Source organism: Lachnoanaerobaculum sp., assembly GCF_057250505.1.
Genome location: NZ_DBHIEQ010000003.1, coordinates 108,113 through 126,848, shown reverse-complemented (window position 1 = coordinate 126,848; position 18,736 = coordinate 108,113). Strand labels below are relative to the sequence as shown.

At 34.7% G+C, this 18,736-nt stretch carries 17 protein-coding genes and 1 CRISPR repeat array; of the genes, 2 read left to right on the top strand and 15 right to left on the bottom strand.

Annotated elements, in window-relative coordinates; genetic code table 11:
- A partial coding sequence (locus ACO6FI_RS02560; RefSeq protein WP_485455968.1) for a sensor histidine kinase occupies positions 1-1,014 on the top strand: 1,014 nt, incomplete at its 5' end.
- 16 nt (positions 1,015-1,030) lie between these two features.
- Here ACO6FI_RS02560 and ACO6FI_RS02555 read toward each other — a convergent pair.
- From ACO6FI_RS02555 to ACO6FI_RS02535, 5 genes are all read right to left on the bottom strand, one after another.
- Entirely contained in the window at positions 1,031-1,399 is a 369-nt protein-coding gene (locus tag ACO6FI_RS02555) for a hypothetical protein (protein WP_485455967.1), read from the bottom strand.
- Positions 1,399-2,424 (bottom strand): phosphodiester glycosidase family protein, encoded by a 1,026-nt coding sequence (locus tag ACO6FI_RS02550; protein WP_485455966.1) that lies wholly within the window; start codon positions 2,422-2,424, stop codon positions 1,399-1,401. Before ACO6FI_RS02550 ends, ACO6FI_RS02555 begins: the two co-directional genes overlap by 1 nt.
- 16 nt (positions 2,425-2,440) lie before the next feature.
- Positions 2,441-3,496 (bottom strand): GtrA family protein, encoded by a 1,056-nt coding sequence (locus ACO6FI_RS02545; RefSeq protein WP_485455987.1) that lies wholly within the window; start codon positions 3,494-3,496, stop codon positions 2,441-2,443.
- Complete coding sequence (locus tag ACO6FI_RS02540; RefSeq protein ID WP_485455965.1) at positions 3,493-5,325, bottom strand: carbohydrate-binding domain-containing protein; 1,833 nt, start codon at positions 5,323-5,325, stop codon at positions 3,493-3,495. The genes ACO6FI_RS02545 and ACO6FI_RS02540 overlap by 4 nt, the downstream gene beginning before the upstream one ends.
- A gap of 177 nt (positions 5,326-5,502) precedes the next feature.
- Positions 5,503-6,024: a cysteine hydrolase family protein gene (locus ACO6FI_RS02535; protein ID WP_485455964.1), complete on the bottom strand. Its 522-nt coding sequence runs from the start codon at positions 6,022-6,024 to the stop codon at positions 5,503-5,505.
- Between the two features lie 162 nt (positions 6,025-6,186).
- On the opposite strand from ACO6FI_RS02535, the gene ACO6FI_RS02530 reads away from it, so the two are divergent.
- Complete coding sequence (locus ACO6FI_RS02530; RefSeq protein ID WP_060930642.1) at positions 6,187-6,633, top strand: hypothetical protein; 447 nt, start codon at positions 6,187-6,189, stop codon at positions 6,631-6,633.
- Between the two features lie 18 nt (positions 6,634-6,651).
- On the opposite strand, the gene ACO6FI_RS02525 is transcribed toward ACO6FI_RS02530, so the two are convergent.
- The 10 genes from ACO6FI_RS02525 to cas6 form a co-directional block, all read right to left on the bottom strand.
- Positions 6,652-7,647: a gamma-glutamylcyclotransferase family protein gene (locus tag ACO6FI_RS02525; RefSeq protein ID WP_485455963.1), complete on the bottom strand. Its 996-nt coding sequence runs from the start codon at positions 7,645-7,647 to the stop codon at positions 6,652-6,654.
- Positions 7,648-7,728: 81 nt separating this feature from the next.
- Positions 7,729-8,115 carry a hypothetical protein gene (locus ACO6FI_RS02520; protein ID WP_485455962.1) on the bottom strand — a complete coding sequence of 129 codons (387 nt, stop codon included), beginning with the start codon at positions 8,113-8,115 and terminating at the stop codon, positions 7,729-7,731.
- Between the two features lie 391 nt (positions 8,116-8,506).
- A CRISPR array of direct repeats spans positions 8,507-9,920; the repeat unit is 30 nt; unit sequence CTTTACATTCCAATCTGGTTCTATTCAAAT.
- 216 nt (positions 9,921-10,136) lie between these two features.
- Positions 10,137-10,412 (bottom strand): CRISPR-associated endonuclease Cas2, encoded by a 276-nt coding sequence (gene cas2 / locus ACO6FI_RS02515; RefSeq protein ID WP_485455961.1) that lies wholly within the window; start codon positions 10,410-10,412, stop codon positions 10,137-10,139.
- 2 nt (positions 10,413-10,414) lie between these two features.
- On the bottom strand, positions 10,415-11,407 hold the full coding sequence (gene cas1b, locus ACO6FI_RS02510) for a type I-B CRISPR-associated endonuclease Cas1b (protein ID WP_485455960.1): 993 nt from the start codon (positions 11,405-11,407) through the stop codon (positions 10,415-10,417).
- A gap of 13 nt (positions 11,408-11,420) precedes the next feature.
- Entirely contained in the window at positions 11,421-11,918 is a 498-nt protein-coding gene (locus tag ACO6FI_RS02505; RefSeq protein WP_485455959.1) for a CRISPR-associated protein Cas4, read from the bottom strand.
- On the bottom strand, positions 11,915-14,275 hold the full coding sequence (gene cas3 / locus ACO6FI_RS02500) for a CRISPR-associated helicase Cas3' (RefSeq protein WP_485455958.1): 2,361 nt from the start codon (positions 14,273-14,275) through the stop codon (positions 11,915-11,917). Before cas3 ends, ACO6FI_RS02505 begins: the two co-directional genes overlap by 4 nt.
- Positions 14,276-14,397: 122 nt before the next feature.
- Positions 14,398-15,495 carry a CRISPR-associated protein Cas5 gene (gene cas5, locus ACO6FI_RS02495; protein ID WP_485455957.1) on the bottom strand — a complete coding sequence of 366 codons (1,098 nt, stop codon included), beginning with the start codon at positions 15,493-15,495 and terminating at the stop codon, positions 14,398-14,400.
- On the bottom strand, positions 15,476-16,369 hold the full coding sequence (gene cas7i, locus ACO6FI_RS02490; protein WP_485455956.1) for a type I-B CRISPR-associated protein Cas7/Cst2/DevR: 894 nt from the start codon (positions 16,367-16,369) through the stop codon (positions 15,476-15,478). The genes cas5 and cas7i overlap by 20 nt, the downstream gene beginning before the upstream one ends.
- Entirely contained in the window at positions 16,359-17,822 is a 1,464-nt protein-coding gene (cas8a1, locus tag ACO6FI_RS02485) for a type I CRISPR-associated protein Cas8a1/Csx8 (RefSeq protein ID WP_485455955.1), read from the bottom strand. The genes cas7i and cas8a1 overlap by 11 nt, the downstream gene beginning before the upstream one ends.
- A 9-nt stretch (positions 17,823-17,831) precedes the next feature.
- Entirely contained in the window at positions 17,832-18,548 is a 717-nt protein-coding gene (gene cas6 / locus ACO6FI_RS02480; RefSeq protein ID WP_485455954.1) for a CRISPR-associated endoribonuclease Cas6, read from the bottom strand.
- Between the last annotated feature and the right edge of the window lie 188 nt (positions 18,549-18,736).

Genomic DNA, 18,736 nt, shown 5'->3' with positions numbered 1-18,736 from the left:
ATAAGAGACAGGTCTAAGATAAATGAGGATGAAAAACTTTTTTCTTCAATAAACGGCGGTAAGATTGCTTATCTTTGTAAAAAGGATACTCCGCCTGATAATTTTGAGGATGATGCAAATCACTCAAAGGATGAAGGCAACAACCCCGGTGACTCAAACTTTACAGGTCATACACTGTATCGTATTGCAGTCACAGACTTTAGCAATGAGATAAAAAGCTTACAAAGACTGTCTGTTTTACTTACAGCTTTATTCTTTATACTGTCTGCAATCATAATACTTTTTTCAAGGTATTTTGTGAAAAAGAGTATTCGTCCTGTAAGTGATGCAATTATCTCACAGCGTCAGTTTATCTCGGATGCGTCACATGAGCTTAAAACTCCGCTGACAGTCATTATAAATAATATCGGCAATCTTAAAAAGCTTCTTTCAAAAGAGAATTTCGGTACTCAAAGTATTGATCTGATTCGGAAAAATATTTACGGCATTGATGAGATGAGTACAAGAATGAAGCACCTGACCGAGGACCTTTTAAACCTCGGCAGACTTGAAAACTGGCAGGACAGAAAAGAACAGATGCAACCTGTAGAACTTTCAAAGCTTACAGACAATGAATGTATGTATTTTGAACCCTTATTTTTCGAAGATTCAAAGTCCCTTGATTACACTATAGCTGATAATATCTCCATAATCGGAGATGCCAAAAAGCTGAAGGACCTTATATCAATACTTTTGGAAAATGCCCTAAAGTACTCCGTATCTCATACAAGCCTTACACTCTGCAAACAAAAAAATAATGTCATTCTCTCTGTGGAAAACGACATTTCAAAAGAGCTTTCAAAAGAAGATACCCAAAATATATTCAAAAGATTTTACAGACTTGATGAATCCCACTCAAGCGCCGGCTACGGTCTGGGACTTCCCATTGCAAAGGAAATAGTCGCCATGCACAAAGGTGAAATCAAGGTAAAGAGTGAGAATAAAAAGATATGTTTTAATGTGTATTTTCATTAAAAATAAAGGAGGGGCGCTACCCCTCCACTTTTATATCGGTCTTTATTGTCATCAGTACACCTGCAAGTATACAAAGCACCAATCCGACTGTCAGATAAATTATCTCAAAATTTGTACTTGTACCGTATATTTCAAGGACTCCCTTATATATTGAACCTACAGTAAGTGTTGCTATACCGCATTTTAATGACAGCTTGGCCATGTCGGGAATCTCTCTTTTCAATATAAATCTGTTTAAAATACTTGGTACAAAAAGCCCTAATAAAGGTATCAAAAACGCATATATCATAAAGCCTGAATAGACTCCGTGTGAGAAATGCTCATACACTTGTGAAAAGATAAATACAAATGCCGAGATTCCAAGGTATATAAATGATTTCTTCATCAGCTTTCACCTCCTATATCTACTATATCGCTGACCGCTCTTTCCTCACCGGAGCGTCCGCTTGTGGTAGGATTGTTTATAATCTCTCCCTTAAATACCATAGTGGAAGAACCGCCGCCGTCCAAGTTGTAAGCATCCTTTACACCCAGTTCTTTCATAAAGCTTGCAAGTTCATAAAGACTTAATCCTGCACTCTCACTTGTTCTTCCGTCAGATACCACAAATACATAGTGATTGTTTCCAAGGTATCCTATAGCTGTTCTCGGATTGCTTGCCATTGCCATACCCACCTCGTCATTTTTGCCTACTGAAATCTCACCGTTATTTAAAAGCACCGGACCTAATGAAAACACCTGTAATGCCCCGTCTTGTAAAAGCTCGCTTGCACTTGTCTCACTTTCGGAAACAAACTTAAACTCACCGTTTTTTTGTATTACCAAAGCGTCCCTGTTTCCTGAAGTATCACGGTAAAGTTTTCCGTTTCTTATAACATATCCGCTCTGTCTTGCACCGTAATAGTCACCGTTGATTGCCAAAACGGCATTATTATTTTCCGCCATATCTGAAGTTGTATCTGTGATATTTCTTCCGTATGTATTGTTTGCAAGAGCGGTCTTTAAATCTGAGGCATCCGATACAGTCACATCCGCCACATAAATATTGCTGTCGTACTCTCTGTACTGTTTTAATGTAATACTTGTTTTACTGTCAGAATACTGACCTATAACTGTTCCACCCTCAACAACACTTGCAGCAGTTTCCACTGCAGTATCAGTATTTTTAGATGCAGTCGTAGAACTGTCGGTTTCTACCGTTGTATACGTATTATTACCAAGCTTTGACTGTATTGCAGCCTCAACGCTTTCTTTTATACCTGAAGTGCTTGTAGTCTCCGCTATTGCATTTATCTCCACACTCTGTATAGGGTGCGGTATAACAAAAGTATCTAAAAGCGCATATGTACTGAATGAAAATAAAAGTACACCGTACAGCACTCCAAGTCCTTTTTTACTGAATTTTTTCATATCTTACTCCATTCTTTTAAACAATCTGTGCCACCTTTTTGTTCTCTCTTGAGAATACAAGTTTTTTCTGTACCAAATATGATAATGTAAATAAAATGACCTCTGTAAGTATCTTTGCAATAATCGCATTTATATGAAATGTTTCCACTATTCCACGAAGTATCAATGTATTCATAACAAATATAAATGCCGCCAACAAAAGATAACTGAAGTATTCCTTACCGCTTGTTTTGCTGCTTTTGCCCTCTTCAAATACAAACTTCTTATTCATAAAGAAATTAAAGTGAAGTGATATAATTCTGGCAAAAGCATTTGAAAATAATATACTCCCCGACATTATCAAGCTGATACTGTATATCAAAAAATCTATACCAAATGACAGCAACGAACTTGTGCAAAACTTTATAATCTGACTGTATATCCTTATAGAGTCCTTCACCGTATCAAAGTGGCTCTCTTCATTGTCATTGATATAAATTGTTTCAATAGGATATTCTTTCATCTTGATACCCTCCTTAGCAAATTCAAGCAACATATTCATCTCGTACTCATATCTCTCACCTTTTATCTCCAAAAGCTTAGGTATAAGACTTTTTTTGAATGCTCTCATACCTGTTTGAGTATCCTCTATATCCACTCCTGTAGAAAAATAGAATACTTTTTTTGTAATATAATTTCCTATTCTTGATCGAAGAGGTGAGTCCTTTGACTGCTCCCTTGAACCAAGTATCAAAACATCTTCAATTGTAGCGGCTTTTTCAAGCAAATATATCGCATCCTTTAGTGAATGTTGGCCGTCTGCATCTAATGTGATCACTGTAAAATCGCCTTCAATATTGTTCAGATATGAAAGCCCTTCTTTCAGTGCCGCACCCTTTCCCTGATTTATATAAAACCTTATGATCTTTGCATTGCTGTTTTTTCCAAGTTGTGAAAAGAGGGGAAGATATTCTTCCCCTGAGCCGTCATCCACCACTACTACCTCTATTCCTCTTTTTTCCAAGGACTGTACAAAATATATCAAATTTTCATTTGGCTTATACGCCGGTATTAGGGCGAATCTTCTCATTATTGCTCCTTTCCTGATTTGTTCTCAGTATTTTTATTATTCTTTTGTTTGTTCTTTTTCTTCTTTGAATCACCTTTGTTTTTACCGGCTTGGCTGTCATCAATATGTGCCTGATCCGGCTTCTGACCTCCCTGTGGCGGCTGACCCTGGCGCTCTCCGTTACCTCCGCCCTGACTACCTCCGAAGTTTCCACCCTGCGGCGGCTGACCCATTCCGCCCTGCTCTCTGTCGTTTCCGTTCATCTGTGGTGGCTGACCTTGACTGCCTCCGTTATTTCCGCCCTGCGGACCTCCAAAGTTTTCTCCCTGTGGCGGCTGACCCATTCCGCCCTGTTCTCTACCGTTTCCGTTCATCTGCGGTGGCTGACCCTGGCGCTCTCCGTTACCTCCGCCCTGACTACCTCCGAAGTTTCCTCCTTGTGGTGGCTGGCCCATTCCGCCCTGACGGTTTCCGACAGTATTGGATCCGTTCTCCAATGTTACAGACTCCTTACTGTCACCGACACTTATCTCATATTTCTTTCCGCTCTCAAGCTTATCACTGCTATAAAGTACCGCATTGTAGCTCTGAGTCTGCTCTGCCGAAGAGAATATCTCATTACCCGATTCATCAGTAAGCTTAATGGCACTTCCCGGTGTAACATTGCTGTCAAGATAATATATAATACTTGACTGAGTTGAGCCGTTGCCGTTAAAGCCCTCAAACATCCCTGAGTTTCCGGTAGCAAGTATGCTTCCGCCTGTTATAGTGGCGGTTCCGTCATAGTCAACAGGTGCATTACCACCGTCAGACGGACCGTCTATAAATATATTTCCTCCTGAGATATTCAGATCACCGTTTGAATCTATACCGTCACCGCCCGGTACCACCTTTAAGTTACCGCCTGAAATGTTTATAGCGTAGCTTGCCTGCGATCCGTCCTCAGTATCACCTGCCGCATTCACACCGTCATCGCTTGAATTGACTGTAATGTCTCCGCCTTCAATATTTACAGTGATGCCTTCAAGTCCCTCATTGGAAGCTGCAACATTTATCTTTCCGTCCTTGACGGTAAGTGTATTGTCAGCATGTACCGCATCATCACCTGCGTTTATATTTATTTCACCGTTTTCTACAGTAACATCGCCCTTTGAGTGGAATGCATCCTCTACAGTAGTAACATCAAAAGTACCGTTCTTAACCACCAAGGTTGTCTTTCCGTTTAGTCCGTGGTGTGAAGCCGTAACTGAATAATTTCCACTATCAACACTCAAGTTTGACTTACTGTGTATTCCGTCCTCATAGCCTCCTTCTACAGTAAGCTTGCCGCTTCCGCTAAGATTTATATCTGCTTCGCCATAGATGGCCGCGTCATATGCCTTCTTTGAGCTTTCACTTGAACCGTTTTCATCCTCTGTATTGGCAGCTCTCTTATCACTTACCTTATTGTCAGTACCGTCCGCCGATACAATATTTAAGTTTCCTTTCTTTGCCACTATCGGAGCATCCTTGGAATATGAAATACTGAAGTTGTTAAAAGTAAAGTTTACATCACCGTCAGCATCTACAATTATCTGTCCCTCATCCAAAGTACCGGTAAAATTATAATTGCCTGCTTTGCTTACAGTTATCACATTGCCTTCACTGCTTGCACCTTCTCCATTTATACTGACAGTGTTATTGTCCACACTTATATTTGTGGTACTTCCCTTAGTGTCCTGATTACTTACATTTGCACTTACTGTAGCCGCATTGGCTCCTACATTACTGCAAGCACCAAGGCTTAACATAAGTCCCATTCCTGCAAGCGATAAAGCTATTGCCTTATTTTTTTTATTTATATTCTTCTTCATATGTATACCTCTTTTTCATTTTTTAAAGGTTTGTTTTCCTTTGATGCATTAAAGATACAATCTCAAGCTGAAATGAAACTTAAAAAAATCTGTTATTCTGTGAACAATTTGTGAAATCAAAAAAAGCCCTACAAACAAGCAAAACTTGTATGTAAGACTTTTAATCAATATGAAATATTATTCTATACTCACTTGGCAACTTCTTAAAGTCTCAAGCGCGGCATTATGCTTTTCTACAGTCACACCGGCACAGCATGCGGAATCTACACTTATCTTTATCTCAGGTAAAAACGCCTTCAAAAGCAGAGCATTGGAAACCACACATATATCTGTACAAAGTCCGACCAACTCTATTTCAATCTCTCCCTCTTTAGCTATCTCGCTTATCTTTTTAGCAAGCTCCACACTTCCAAAAGTCGGCTTCTTAAATACATTCTCAGGATATATAAGCCCTGCTATCTCATTATTCAGCTCCCAACCCTCAGTATTTTCTATACAATGTGATACGGGAAGATTTTTACCTTCCTGAGTATCAAGGTAGTTTTCCTTATGCGTATCCATAGTTGCAAACACATCCCGTCTATCATATGTAAGGATTTTTTTCTTAACATTTTCTACTATATCTACAGCTTCCTTAGTACCCAGACTTCCGTCAATAAAATCATTTTGCATATCTATAACAATAAGTATCTTTCTCATATAGCCTCCTAAAAAATATTATGAGGCTATTATATCACATTATCTTCAAACTTAAATTAGACTTATCGGTATCATATTGAGAATTTGTTGATAAATTGTTAAGATTTTGATATAATTGTCGTCAGTGATACTTCACAATTTTTATTTTTGGAGGAATTAAAAGTGAGAACATTTTTGACAATTCTTATTGTCATACTCGTTATATTACTTGCTGCCTTAGTTGCCCTCTATTTTTTCGGAAGAAAAATGGAGACAAAGCAGGTAGAGTCACAGGCAGCTATGGAAGCTGCCAAACAAACGGTTTCGATGCTTATTATAGATAAAAAGAAACTGAAAATAAAAGAATCAGGTCTGCCTAAGATTGTATATGAGCAGACGCCTTGGTATCTGAAATGGACGAAAGTCCCCATAGTAAAGGCCAAGGTAGGACCAAGAATAATGACACTCATGGCGGATGAAAAAGTATTTGCCATGATACCTCTAAAGACAGAAGTAAAGGCTGTAGTAAGCGGTATCTATATCTCGGATATAAAGAGTGTCAAAGGCGGAAAATTGATAAAGCCTGAGCCTAAGAAAAAAGGCTTCTTTGCAAAACTGTTTAAAAAATAGTTTCTATAAAAAGGACTGTCACATCAAATGTGGCAGTTCTTTTTTACATGACAACAAAGAATTCAATCTGTCCATATAGCAAGGCTCAAAGCTCTTCGGTATATATATTCTCACATTATTAAAGGCATATACTTTAACATCTTCACTTCTTGATATATCCGTATCCGCCGCTTCTATAATCTTATCACTTTTAAAATCACTTTCTCCGGCAGATAAAATCTCAACCCTTTTGGACTTATCAATTTCACCTGACGAATAGATTATCACCTTCGGTTTTTTCAATACTTTGATATTATATTTTGAATAAATGTAATCTGCAAAATCTTTGCCTTTAGTTTTAAGTTTTCCACAAAAAGCTTTTTCACAAAGCCTTACAGGATTACAGGCAGAAACAGGAATAATCACAGTCAAAGTAGCCTTTTCATTATCCTCCGTATAATAAAGTGAAACCTGCTGCCCAAAATTTTCATAATACAAATCCTCATATCCTATGAATGAAACCTCTTTGCCCTTTACCTGCTCAGTAATTACATCATGACTTTTCTTAGAATCATTCAAAATACCTGCACTTAAATCTATATGATAATTCAGATATATGTCACATACCGGAAACTCCGTATCTCTTGTACCTGCAAACTCATCAATTGTGGCTTCAAGATTTTCATTGTTGCTCATATTCAAGACATCATCCTGCAAACATATCTTGTCTTCTTTATCTTTCTTTATATAGATATAAACATCCTCATAACCATATTTTGAATGTGCCTTCACTTTGTCCTTCATATACATAGGAACAGATTCCCATTGGTCTATATAAAGTATGTCCTTTTCACTTACAAGTAAGACCTTACCCTTAACACATCCGCCATCGTTTGGAATTACATTAAAATACTTCTCACCTGTATTTATAGAATAACCCTCAAGCTTGGCATCATATGACTCTAATGTATGCCCCAAAAGCTTATTTTGCAGATATTCAGATTTCAAAGTCCCATATACAAATATTTTGTACATAAATATCTCCCATATACCTGATTTAGTTTTTTGATATATTAACACATTAGAAGGGGCAAAACAAAGGAACTTAATAAAACTTTACACTTCAAATTTATCAATATAATGCATACTGCAAACTTTCGGATCTAAATCAGGGAAATCTTTAACAGACACTCCCCAAATAACATTTCCTTCTACAATTCCTTTTGCATTACACACCCTCTCAAATTTATTCACATCAGAGATATAATCTTTTGCAAGCTCACGTACATTACATAAAGAAGCCCTAAAACAAAACCAAAAGTCCTTTTCATCAAGTTCTTCCAATCCCGTTTCCTTGCAAAATCCACATTTTAGTCCACTATCAGGTTTAGCTCCAAGCCCCTCTTTGAAAAGTTTTAATTTATTTTCATATAGCTCATTATCCCAATACTGTTCAAAGTCATTCTCTTCGAATGTAGCTATCCATATATAATATGTTTTCATATAATCGCTCCTAACATATAACACATAGATTCTTATACTATCTTTTTATTAATTACATGTTTAATTCCGTTAAAACTAAATATAAACTACTAATGTTACTTAATACTTTAATCCTTCCGGAACCAAAGTGCTTTTCATATTGGGAGATACTTTTATCCTCGATATATGAAATGCACTTTTACAATTATTACACCATATAACTACGTACCCCATATTTGTCTTGTCATCTATTACATGCATTGAATAATCCGTATTTATACTATTGCAAAAAGGACAAATGCCCGGAGTGTTTTTGTCAATAATAGATTCAAGGTTTTTTTATCCACTTCAATATTTGTCCTCCTATAATTAAGTCAAGTAGTATATTCACTACCTAAAGCACAGTGTTAAGTTTTATATTCCAATCTGGTTCTATTCAAATAATGCCGGGGATATTCATACAGCTATGAATGTGCTTACTTTACATTCCAATCTGGTTCTATTCAAATGAAGTTTTTGTGGGTAATCGTCTTCAAACGGCAGAATCTTTACATTCCAATCTGGTTCTATTCAAATTTTACGTTGGCCAAAATCTCATCTAATAATTCAAGCTTTACATTCCAATCTGGTTCTATTCAAATGAAAGGCGCAAGTTTTAGCGATATTGCTGACAAGCTCTTTACATTCCAATCTGGTTCTATTCAAATAGGACAGGCAAGTAGAGACGAAAGAGGAAGATACAGCTTTACATTCCAATCTGGTTCTATTCAAATACATAAAGCATTCCTGCAGTATTCTGTATACAAGTAGCTTTACATTCCAATCTGGTTCTATTCAAATTCTTTTACGTAGAAGACAATCTAATACCTTTATCACTTTACATTCCAATCTGGTTCTATTCAAATGCAGTATTCTGTATACAAGTAGTGGTCTTTGTTGACTTTACATTCCAATCTGGTTCTATTCAAATGAAGCCTCTACCACCGATATCAAATGTAAGAAATTCACTTTACATTCCAATCTGGTTCTATTCAAATTTACAATAACTAAAGCACCATCAAGCATTCTTGACCTTTACATTCCAATCTGGTTCTATTCAAATTAAATGCAATTAGATGTTCTAGGGTAGAATTGTTCAAACTTTACATTCCAATCTGGTTCTATTCAAATCTGGATGAGAGTGGTGATGCAAAGTTTTTAATAAACTTTACATTCCAATCTGGTTCTATTCAAATAGAGGTTGATGTTAGATTCAATGTTAATACAATCTACTTTACATTCCAATCTGGTTCTATTCAAATTATATGCAAGAAATGAAAGAGACGGCTGGGATTGTCTTTACATTCCAATCTGGTTCTATTCAAATCGGGAAGAAAGAGATTCAAGAAGAGTTTCACCGAGGCTTTACATTCCAATCTGGTTCTATTCAAATCTGCACTTGCTCCGCCGCCGGCTCCTGCACCTGCTCCCTTTACATTCCAATCTGGTTCTATTCAAATGGCCGTCATAAATTCGGATGGCAGCAAGTCATATGCTTTACATTCCAATCTGGTTCTATTCAAATAGTAATGTTGAAGATGAAAATATATGCTGAACTATACTTTACATTCCAATCTGGTTCTATTCAAATGTATTCAGACAAGAAGATGTATTGCATATCAAAAATCTTTACATTCCAATCTGGTTCTATTCAAATTATGAAGCAATCACAGCTTCTGTAATCTCTTCTATCTTTACATTCCAATCTGGTTCTATTCAAATATAATCAATACAATTTGATACACATGCAGATTAACCTTTACATTCCAATCTGGTTCTATTCAAATCCTTCCATATCATACCACCTATTTATGCCGCTTGAAAAGTACTTTTTTGTCGACCGATAAATAAATGATTCCGACAATGACGATATTTTTATAATTTATCCCTTTTTAGTCCATCCAAGCCTTTATCTATACCATTTGTCGACCTACCAATATTTTATAGCTATCGTAGGTCGACAACGTATTTTATATAGTTATTTCAAGACTGCAAAGATAATGTCATATCATAAACGGATCATCCTGCTGCAATCCAATTACGTTTTTATCAAGCCATCTTTCATTTCTGCTTTTAAATATGATTACAGAGTCTGTACTTTTATCTATTTCCTTTTCAATTGATCCTTCAAGCTTAAATAAGTCTGCATCGGATATTTCTCCTTCAAAAACAGATTTTTGTATATGTACAAGATTCTGCTTACATAACTTAAATACCCTGTTCCATCTTTTTTGTCCGTTTCCCTCTTTACATATATCGTATACAAGTATTACATACATAATTACCACCACATTACAAAAGCATCATATTTTTTCTCATCATACAGATGTTTTATCATCTTATAACATTCAAGTCTTATTAAGTATCTGTAACTGACTTCTCTACCAAGTTCCTTATGCATTATGGTCTGTTTCAGTCTCTTATCGTACTCCGCCAATATTATTTTAGAACCCTGTTCTGATAAATGCAGGTAATCAAGTCCCTTCGAGAAATGTTTTTCTTTTATTTGATTTTTATTTAATAAAGAAAAAATCAATCTGTCTGCAATAAGCGGTTTAAATATTTCAGCAATGTCAAGGCTTAGTGAAAATCTGCTCACTCCCGGCTCGTGTAAATAGCTTATTGTAGGATTCAATTGTGTCTTATATATTTCTCCCAGTACTGTCGTATACACCAGACTGTTTATATATGAAATCAGAGTATTTACCATATTATCAGGCGGTCGCTTAACCCTAGTAGTAAAATCCGTTTCCTGATCTATGATTACATTCCATTTGCTGTAATAGACTTTATGAATATTACCTTCAACTCCCATCAGCTGCTGTATATTGTCACAACCGTCTACTTCTTTCAGCAAATATGTTATCTCATTCATTGCATCCTTTACATCTTTACCGCGGCCGTTATAGTAGCGAAGATTTCTATAGATATTATTACCTGCTGATTTTACAAACTCTTTTGCAAGTTCAATTCTTTTTTCTTTATCCGTATAATATTCAACCTGTTTTACCAACAGCTTTCCGGAGACTTTCATTTCTCTCGGTACAAGACTTGACACATAAAAATCATAATAATTAAAAAAATGCACCATTATATTATTCTGTGCCAAAAAAGTGATGAGCTTGGTATTGACTGTATCTTCACCGAAAAAATAAATCTCTGAAATACTGTTAACAGGTATATCCTTTTTTGCACCTTCCTCACCGGTAAACCTCAATGTGTTGTCTTTTCGACTTAACTCACCGTTTTGATAAATATATAGACTGTTTTTCATTTCCCCCTCTTTCCTATATCATGCACAAATCAAAGTATGCACATTTCTTACATATATTGTTGTTTAAGCATTCAGGTATATAGTCCGATTTAATTATCACCTTGATATTCTCAAGTATCTGCTCAAGCTTTTCTTCATCCTGTTCTGTAAGACTAACATCTACAGTCTTTTTTAACAGCGGATAATCAAGCTTTGCCTCAATATTTTCCACACCGTATTGCTTTAAATAATATAAATAATACTTAAGTTGCCAAACAGACGCATCTTCGATTTTCCTACTTTTCTTGATTTCATGAATTACCCCTGAACTCTCTGCAAAATCTATATTTATCTCCTCATTTATCATTATATGCTTTCGTTCAGATGAGTATGAATTACTATCTATAAATTTTCCTATCTGTACAAGCTCATTCTCATCTTCCATAGATATATCATTATGAAACAGCCAAAGCTTTCTTCTGCATACAAAATAATAATATATCATTACTCCTGTGATTTTTTCATACATCATAAAAATATACTGCCACTGCCCTCTTTTTCTTTTATTATCCCATACTCTTTATTATAAACTCGTGTGGAAATAATAATTTTCTCATTATCCACCACACAATAGTCTTTATCATTGTCCAGTTCCTTTAAACTTATGTTTAATGTGAACTTTCTAAACTCGTTCTTTAAGCGAAGTATATCTACTCTTAGTTTCTGTTTTTCCTGTGTACTTTTTGTCCTTCCTATAAGTTTTCTTTTTTCTTCAATTTCATCAATTATTCCAATAATATTCTCCTGTTTATCTTCATATATTGACTGCGGAATAACTCTTCTGCTGATTATATTTCTAAACTCCTTGGTTACTTCATTAATTTTCTTTGAGTCAGGTATTATATCCACAAGATGCTTATACATTCTTTTATATTCTCTAAGATATTCGGTAAAAATACTGCTATACGTCTTATCATATTCCTCTATCTTTTTCTTAGTAAAATAATTCTCAATCAGCTTGTTTTTATCCGCTTCGGAAAATAGCCCGGTATTATTTTCAGTTTCCCATTCAAGTAATGCCGCCTTACTGAGTTCATACAAGGATTTATATATAATTCCACCTGAGGTATATGCATTATTATCACTGTACTTTATAAGCAAATTTTCATCTATATCAAGATATACATACGAATTAAATTCATCTACAGACTTTAATCCCTTTCTGTTACATCTTCCAAGCCTTTGTAATAGAGAGCTCAAGTCAGATAATTCTGTAAATAAATAGTCAAAGTCGATATCAAGACTCGCTTCAACTACCTGTGTGGAAATCCAAAGAACTCTTTTTTTACATTTGCTTTCACCATCCTTCAATATAGCATCCTCTTTTTCACTTCGATGCTGTACTGTAAATTTTGAATGTAGCAAGTTCATTTCTATCTCAATATCATTTTCATCAAGCCATGACTTAAGTTCTCTGTAAATACTTTGTGCTTTTCTTACCGTATTTACCACAACCAAAAGTTTCATACTCTCCTGATAATATTTATCCTCTATAAAGTCTTTGATATCATCTATATTGATAGTGCTGTTTCTTAGGCTTACTCTATGTCTTATCTTGTCATTATAAAAGGGCTTTTTTTCTTTATATTCTATTTTTTTATCTATACCCTCTTGTAACAAATATTTTATAAAAGGCGGCAATGTCGCTGTAGTAATTGCAAACTTACCTCCCACCATATCTATAAGTTGTAAAGAATATATAAGGGTCGCCAATATATCGGGTGAGTATGCCTGTATCTCATCTATAACCATTTTTGAATAGCTGTAAGTAGCAAGCTGTAATTCATAGGAACAATATTTAAAAGCAAATCTGAATACCTGATCCGGAGTAGTTATTGTTACCGGCAGTGACATAGCACGGGTAAGTCCATAATACTCCCAAAACTTCATGCTTTCTTCAGTTTCACTGCTTACTGTAGCAGGACTTTCGTCTTCTAAATATATATTTTCAAGCTCACCATGAAGCAACCCAAGATTTTCTGCATAATCATCTTTATATAAAGTATTCCTAATTCTTCTATACATTGCATTTATTGCAGTTTTTAACGGAAGCACATAAAAACCTTTATTATTCCCTATCCACAAAAGAGAAGCCTCTGTTTTTCCAAGTCCGGTAGAACCTATCAGTATTAAATTACTGTCTGTATTCTCTTTTGCAAATCTCTGCATCTCATTCCAACCGTCTGAAAATCCCTTACCGACAAATTCATCTTTCAGCTTTTCCAATCTGCTTTCCAAATGTATATTCGGCATATCAATTTTACTATGTGCACTTGCCGCATAATCACATTTATGTAAAAAACATTTTACAAGTATTGATTTTTTTGAAGGATTAGTTCTAAGTTTTCTAATTACAGCCAATTCCCTTAAGCCTATATTTTTAAAAAAATCTATCTCATCGTCTTTAAATACTTCAGTGGATATGGATTTTAAATTAGCACTTATCAAATCCTGTTTTTTATCTACAGTCTCAAAATTATCAACATAATTATGATGATTTAATATAGCGTATAGAATTATATTCCTATCTTCTTTGCTATATTCTTCAAGATAGTTCTTTGCCATATAAAAAGAAAGAATATTATGTCCTATCTCTTTGTTCTCATCCATCTTTTTCCCCGACTCAAGTCTTCGCTGAAATAACGGATTTACTTTTGCAAAATCATGGAATATACAAGCCTCTGTAATTAAATCAATATCCTCCATATCAACTATACCTTTTAATTCTTCAAGTTTTAAAAGCAGATTGTTTGTATGTTCATAAATTGTCTCATTTTCTTTTGCCTTATATTTTTTATAAATCTCCGCCAGTTCATCCTTTATTTCCATCTCATACCTCCCTTTTTGTGTTTAAAAATGGACTTAAGCTTATTATATTCATTTAAGCTTAAGTCCAAATATCAGAATAAATGAATTAAATCCACTTACAACTATGAGTAAACATTTTAATTTTAATTTAAATTTACTATATACTTTCCGTCAGGATCATATATATAATTTTTTGTATCTCCCCCGATTCCTATAATTGAAGAAAAGAGACAGGGTATTTTATTAAATACCCGTTTTTTTCCTACTATTTTATAGTCCTTTGACACATAGTATATAGTACCCTTTGCAGGCTTTTTTGTACCTTCTCTTGCAAGGAAGTAATCCCCTTCTTCAGGATCATCTATGTTTATACAGTCAATATTTACATACATGGAATATCCGTCAGATAATTCATACTCACCATCTATACCTTGGCTAAGTTCAACTTCCTTCATTTCCAAAAGTTCTATAAAGTCCTCACTTCTACCAAGCGAAACAAAATTGTTTTGATTTTCAAGTATATCCTTCAATACCTCTTCCTCGGCACTTATATGAATAACCAGTTCAACATCATATAGCACTTCCTGAGTCTGCACGCTTTTAGTCAAGGTCTTAAAATGGCTTAAAGGCTCATCTACTTTTTGAAAAAACTCTTTCTTATAATCAGCTTTCAGCGTCTTTATTTCTGAGTCTTTTTCATCCATAGCTTTTTTAAGCTCCAGGGCTTCATCAGATTTTGCTTCAAATTTACTTAGCCTATCCTTTATAAGCTTTTTTTCTTCCTTCCATGCCTTCTCTTTATCATCAATTTGCTTTTTGGCCTCAGTTTTCAGTTCAACTGCAATATTTTTTATACTTATATACTCTTCCAGCTTATCTTCATCAAATATCTGTATAGTCTTTTTGTCTTTGAAGCTGTTGCCCTGAGATTTTAAAGCTTCTGCAACTTTAATAAATCCTGTATTTAATGCATCCGGATTATGATTATATATGAGTATACTTCTGTCATCTTCCAGATTGTTAAGCAGTGCATGATTTACATAAAGCTCCCTTTGCATATTTCTATACTTTCCCTGCACACTTACTTTCATATCATGGTAGGATGTATAACCGCAGGCATTATGCAAAGCCCCTATAATTGTTGAAAACGAAGGAAGCGGATAGGTCATGCGATTGTTGACTGTTTCCTCTCTGGTATATGAAGCTTGATTTTGTCTAAGTTTAATTCTCAATGCTTTCATAATATTCATCCACCTCTTTGCTCAAGTTTGCAAAGAATTCATCTACAGCACCTGCATTAAGTTCGGCTTCTATTTCATTCTCATTTTCGAAGTTGTAGCCTTTTAACAAAGCAGCTCTGTATCCCTCTTTAAGCTTAGCTTTTAAATCTTCTTCTATCTTCAGTTTGTTTGCTTCTATATGAACCACATTTTCAAAATAGTGAGTCTTTTTATCTCCTATACCGCCTACTACAAATATCGGCTCCGCATTGTCCATATTTCCTCTAACAACCATAGAAAGATTTTTTATCGCATTAAGGAGAGCCTTTACCCTATATGCCCTCTCTGACTTTTCAGCCTTGGTATCATAGTTTTCATCAATTCCTACCTTATCCAAATCAATGGTTATACTGTATCTTTTTAAAGACTTGTCATATTCATATTGATAAGGCATAAGCCCTGCATTTGCAGCTTTTTCCTGAATGTTTATACCGTTCTCTTTAGCAAATGTCTGTGCCAGATACAGATTATTATGGAATCTTGTCTCATTTACAAACGGATAAAATGAAATGGCATCTGTAAGATAAAAAGAACTTCTTCTAATCTTTCTGTCACCTATGGTACTCATATAACCGCCCTCCAAGGCTCTGTTATTTGCCACATTTATATCCTTTGACACAGCCTTTTGATCTACTTTTCCATCCTGCTCCACTTTTAAATCATCATAAAGACCGCTCTGTACCATTATGGCATTTTTCATACTTTCTCTTGAACGAATAGCATAAGCCTTGCCGTTCTTATATACCTTCTGAACACTTCCTACATTTCCAAGTCCCTCTCCATAGTTTGAAGTCATACTTGCTACCACTGTTAAAGTTAAAGCCTTATTTTTCATTACTCTTTCCTCCCTCTTGAGTATCATCTTTTCTTTTACTGCTTACAATAAGCGAATTTATAAAATTATATGCCAAATTTTTGTTTGCCTCAAAGTCCTGTATCAGCTTATGCATAAATACGAAAGGTACCTCTGTATATGATGACAACTGTAACATTATTTCAATAAAGCGACCATAATCTTTTGAAATCAATGTGTTTGCAAGTCTCTGCTGATAACCTTTGATTTTATTTTCCTGCCTGTTTGTAATAAAATATTGTACTACCTGTGATGCGGCTGCACTTGAGCCTTTAAACTCCGGTGTTTTTTCCATATTTCCCTCCCTTGTTTCATATATAATTTTATTAATGTAAATGAGACGGCTTAGACAGTAAGTATCAGGAGTATTTGAATCAGTGTTATACTCCACCTTCATCAGCCTTTCTATCAAATCATCCAGACTGAGTTCATTCAGTATACTGTTCGTTACCTCCCCCATTACATTGATATAATAATTTTCATTTACCTTCACATGTCTTTTAAAAACATTCTTCAAAGATTCTGAAAACTCACTGTTCTTTGATATTGTTTCAAAAATTGTGATTGCATTCTGTCTTACAAACATACTCTCATAATAATCTGTTTCAGTATTTTTTATTATTACTTCAACATCGTAATCTATAAAACCTGCACCTTCAGAGTAGCTGTAAAATACCGAATTCCATGTTTTTTGTTCTTCAAATTTCTCTGAAAGAAAATACTCCATCTCATCATTGGCTTTTAAAAGATAGTCTATGGACGTATTGTTATTTATAAATACGGAACTTCCGCTTCTTGAGAAAGCAAAAGGAATAAAATCAAATTCAATTTCATCGTTAAATGTTCTTGAATCCTTATCAAAACAAAATCCTATTGATTTTGTCTTTCTTCCTGTATCTACACAAAATCCAAGCAAACGACATACATCTGCACTTTCACTCCTGTATTTTGAAGTATTGATAAACTTCTTATATCCGCTCTTAGCATTACGGAATATACCCTTTATAAGCTTAAGTCTATTATCATCAATTAATTGTTTGATTTGTGTACCATTGGTACCATCAAACTTAATTCCTTTGAAAACCTCTTTCATAACAACTATATCTACGGAAAGCTTATCATTTACTTCTTTTATTGCCTCTTCTGTAAACTGATCTCGACACAATCTTTTATAAACCACATTATGATGCATCTTATCGGAGAACCATTTTTCAGCAAATAAAAGATATTCCTTATCCCCCTCGAAATCTTTTCCATCGTTACATACATCCTCAAAATTGTAATAAAGGTATCTCCCCTTTATAGTATATGGTATATTTCTGTCTTTAAAAAACCTTACCATACCGACAATAGCAGCAGAGTATCTCCAGTCCGAAGGTTCAATTCTACGGTTGTAATTGACGGAATTTTCTTCAAATTCTAATATGCTAATCATAATCCCCCCTTAGACAACCTGTTCTACCAGTCCGAAGCCTGAATTTCTCTTTGATCCCAGTCCTGTTTTAAGTATATGATTAAGAATTCTTCTATCACCTGAGACTATAAAATTTCCTATTGTTACAGGTATTTTAATCCCGTATACAGGTACTATAATCTTTTTCAGACTACTTAAGTCAAACTTCAGATTGTCAATTTCTTCATACATATACTGAATATCTTCTTTTAATTTTCTTTCCAATTCTACTGCAAAATCATCATCTTCAACTGTCAGATATCTGTCCTTATTATTTTCTCTGCTATGGCACTTCAAACATATAGGAGACAAAACTTTGAATACTGCATAGTCCTCTGCTATATCCTTTTCACTTATCATCTTAATGCTTTTAAGGCTCATCTCATTATTATCTCCTATAGGAAAAGCCTTATTTTTCATCATAAGTAAGCTTGAATAATAAATCAGTGCTGTCTGTTGTTCTTCAAACTTCAAGGTCATATTTACTTCATTACCTTCAAGTTCCATTTTTTCACCTTTGAATACCGGCTTATTAAAAGCTATTGACCACACAAAAGACTTCTTCTTTGCACCGCTTTGATACAGCTCTTCATAGAAGTATCCGTCCATATATGATGATATTGCCTTTTTAAAAAAGCTGATAATTATCCTCCTGTAATCACTTTTTATTACAGGGTTTTTCAGTTCCAATTTTACAATATATTTCATACTCCTCCTTCTTACAAAATAATTCCAGTTTGGAACGATTCTATGTTGATTATGTAAAGATACAGTAAACAGAAAACTTTACATTACTCCTTTTACATTAAACTGAAAATGGGAGTTAATTTATTTTGATTATAGCCTACTGTTTTTAAAATGTAAATAGCTAACTAAAAAGTTTTTTCAATTTCTTC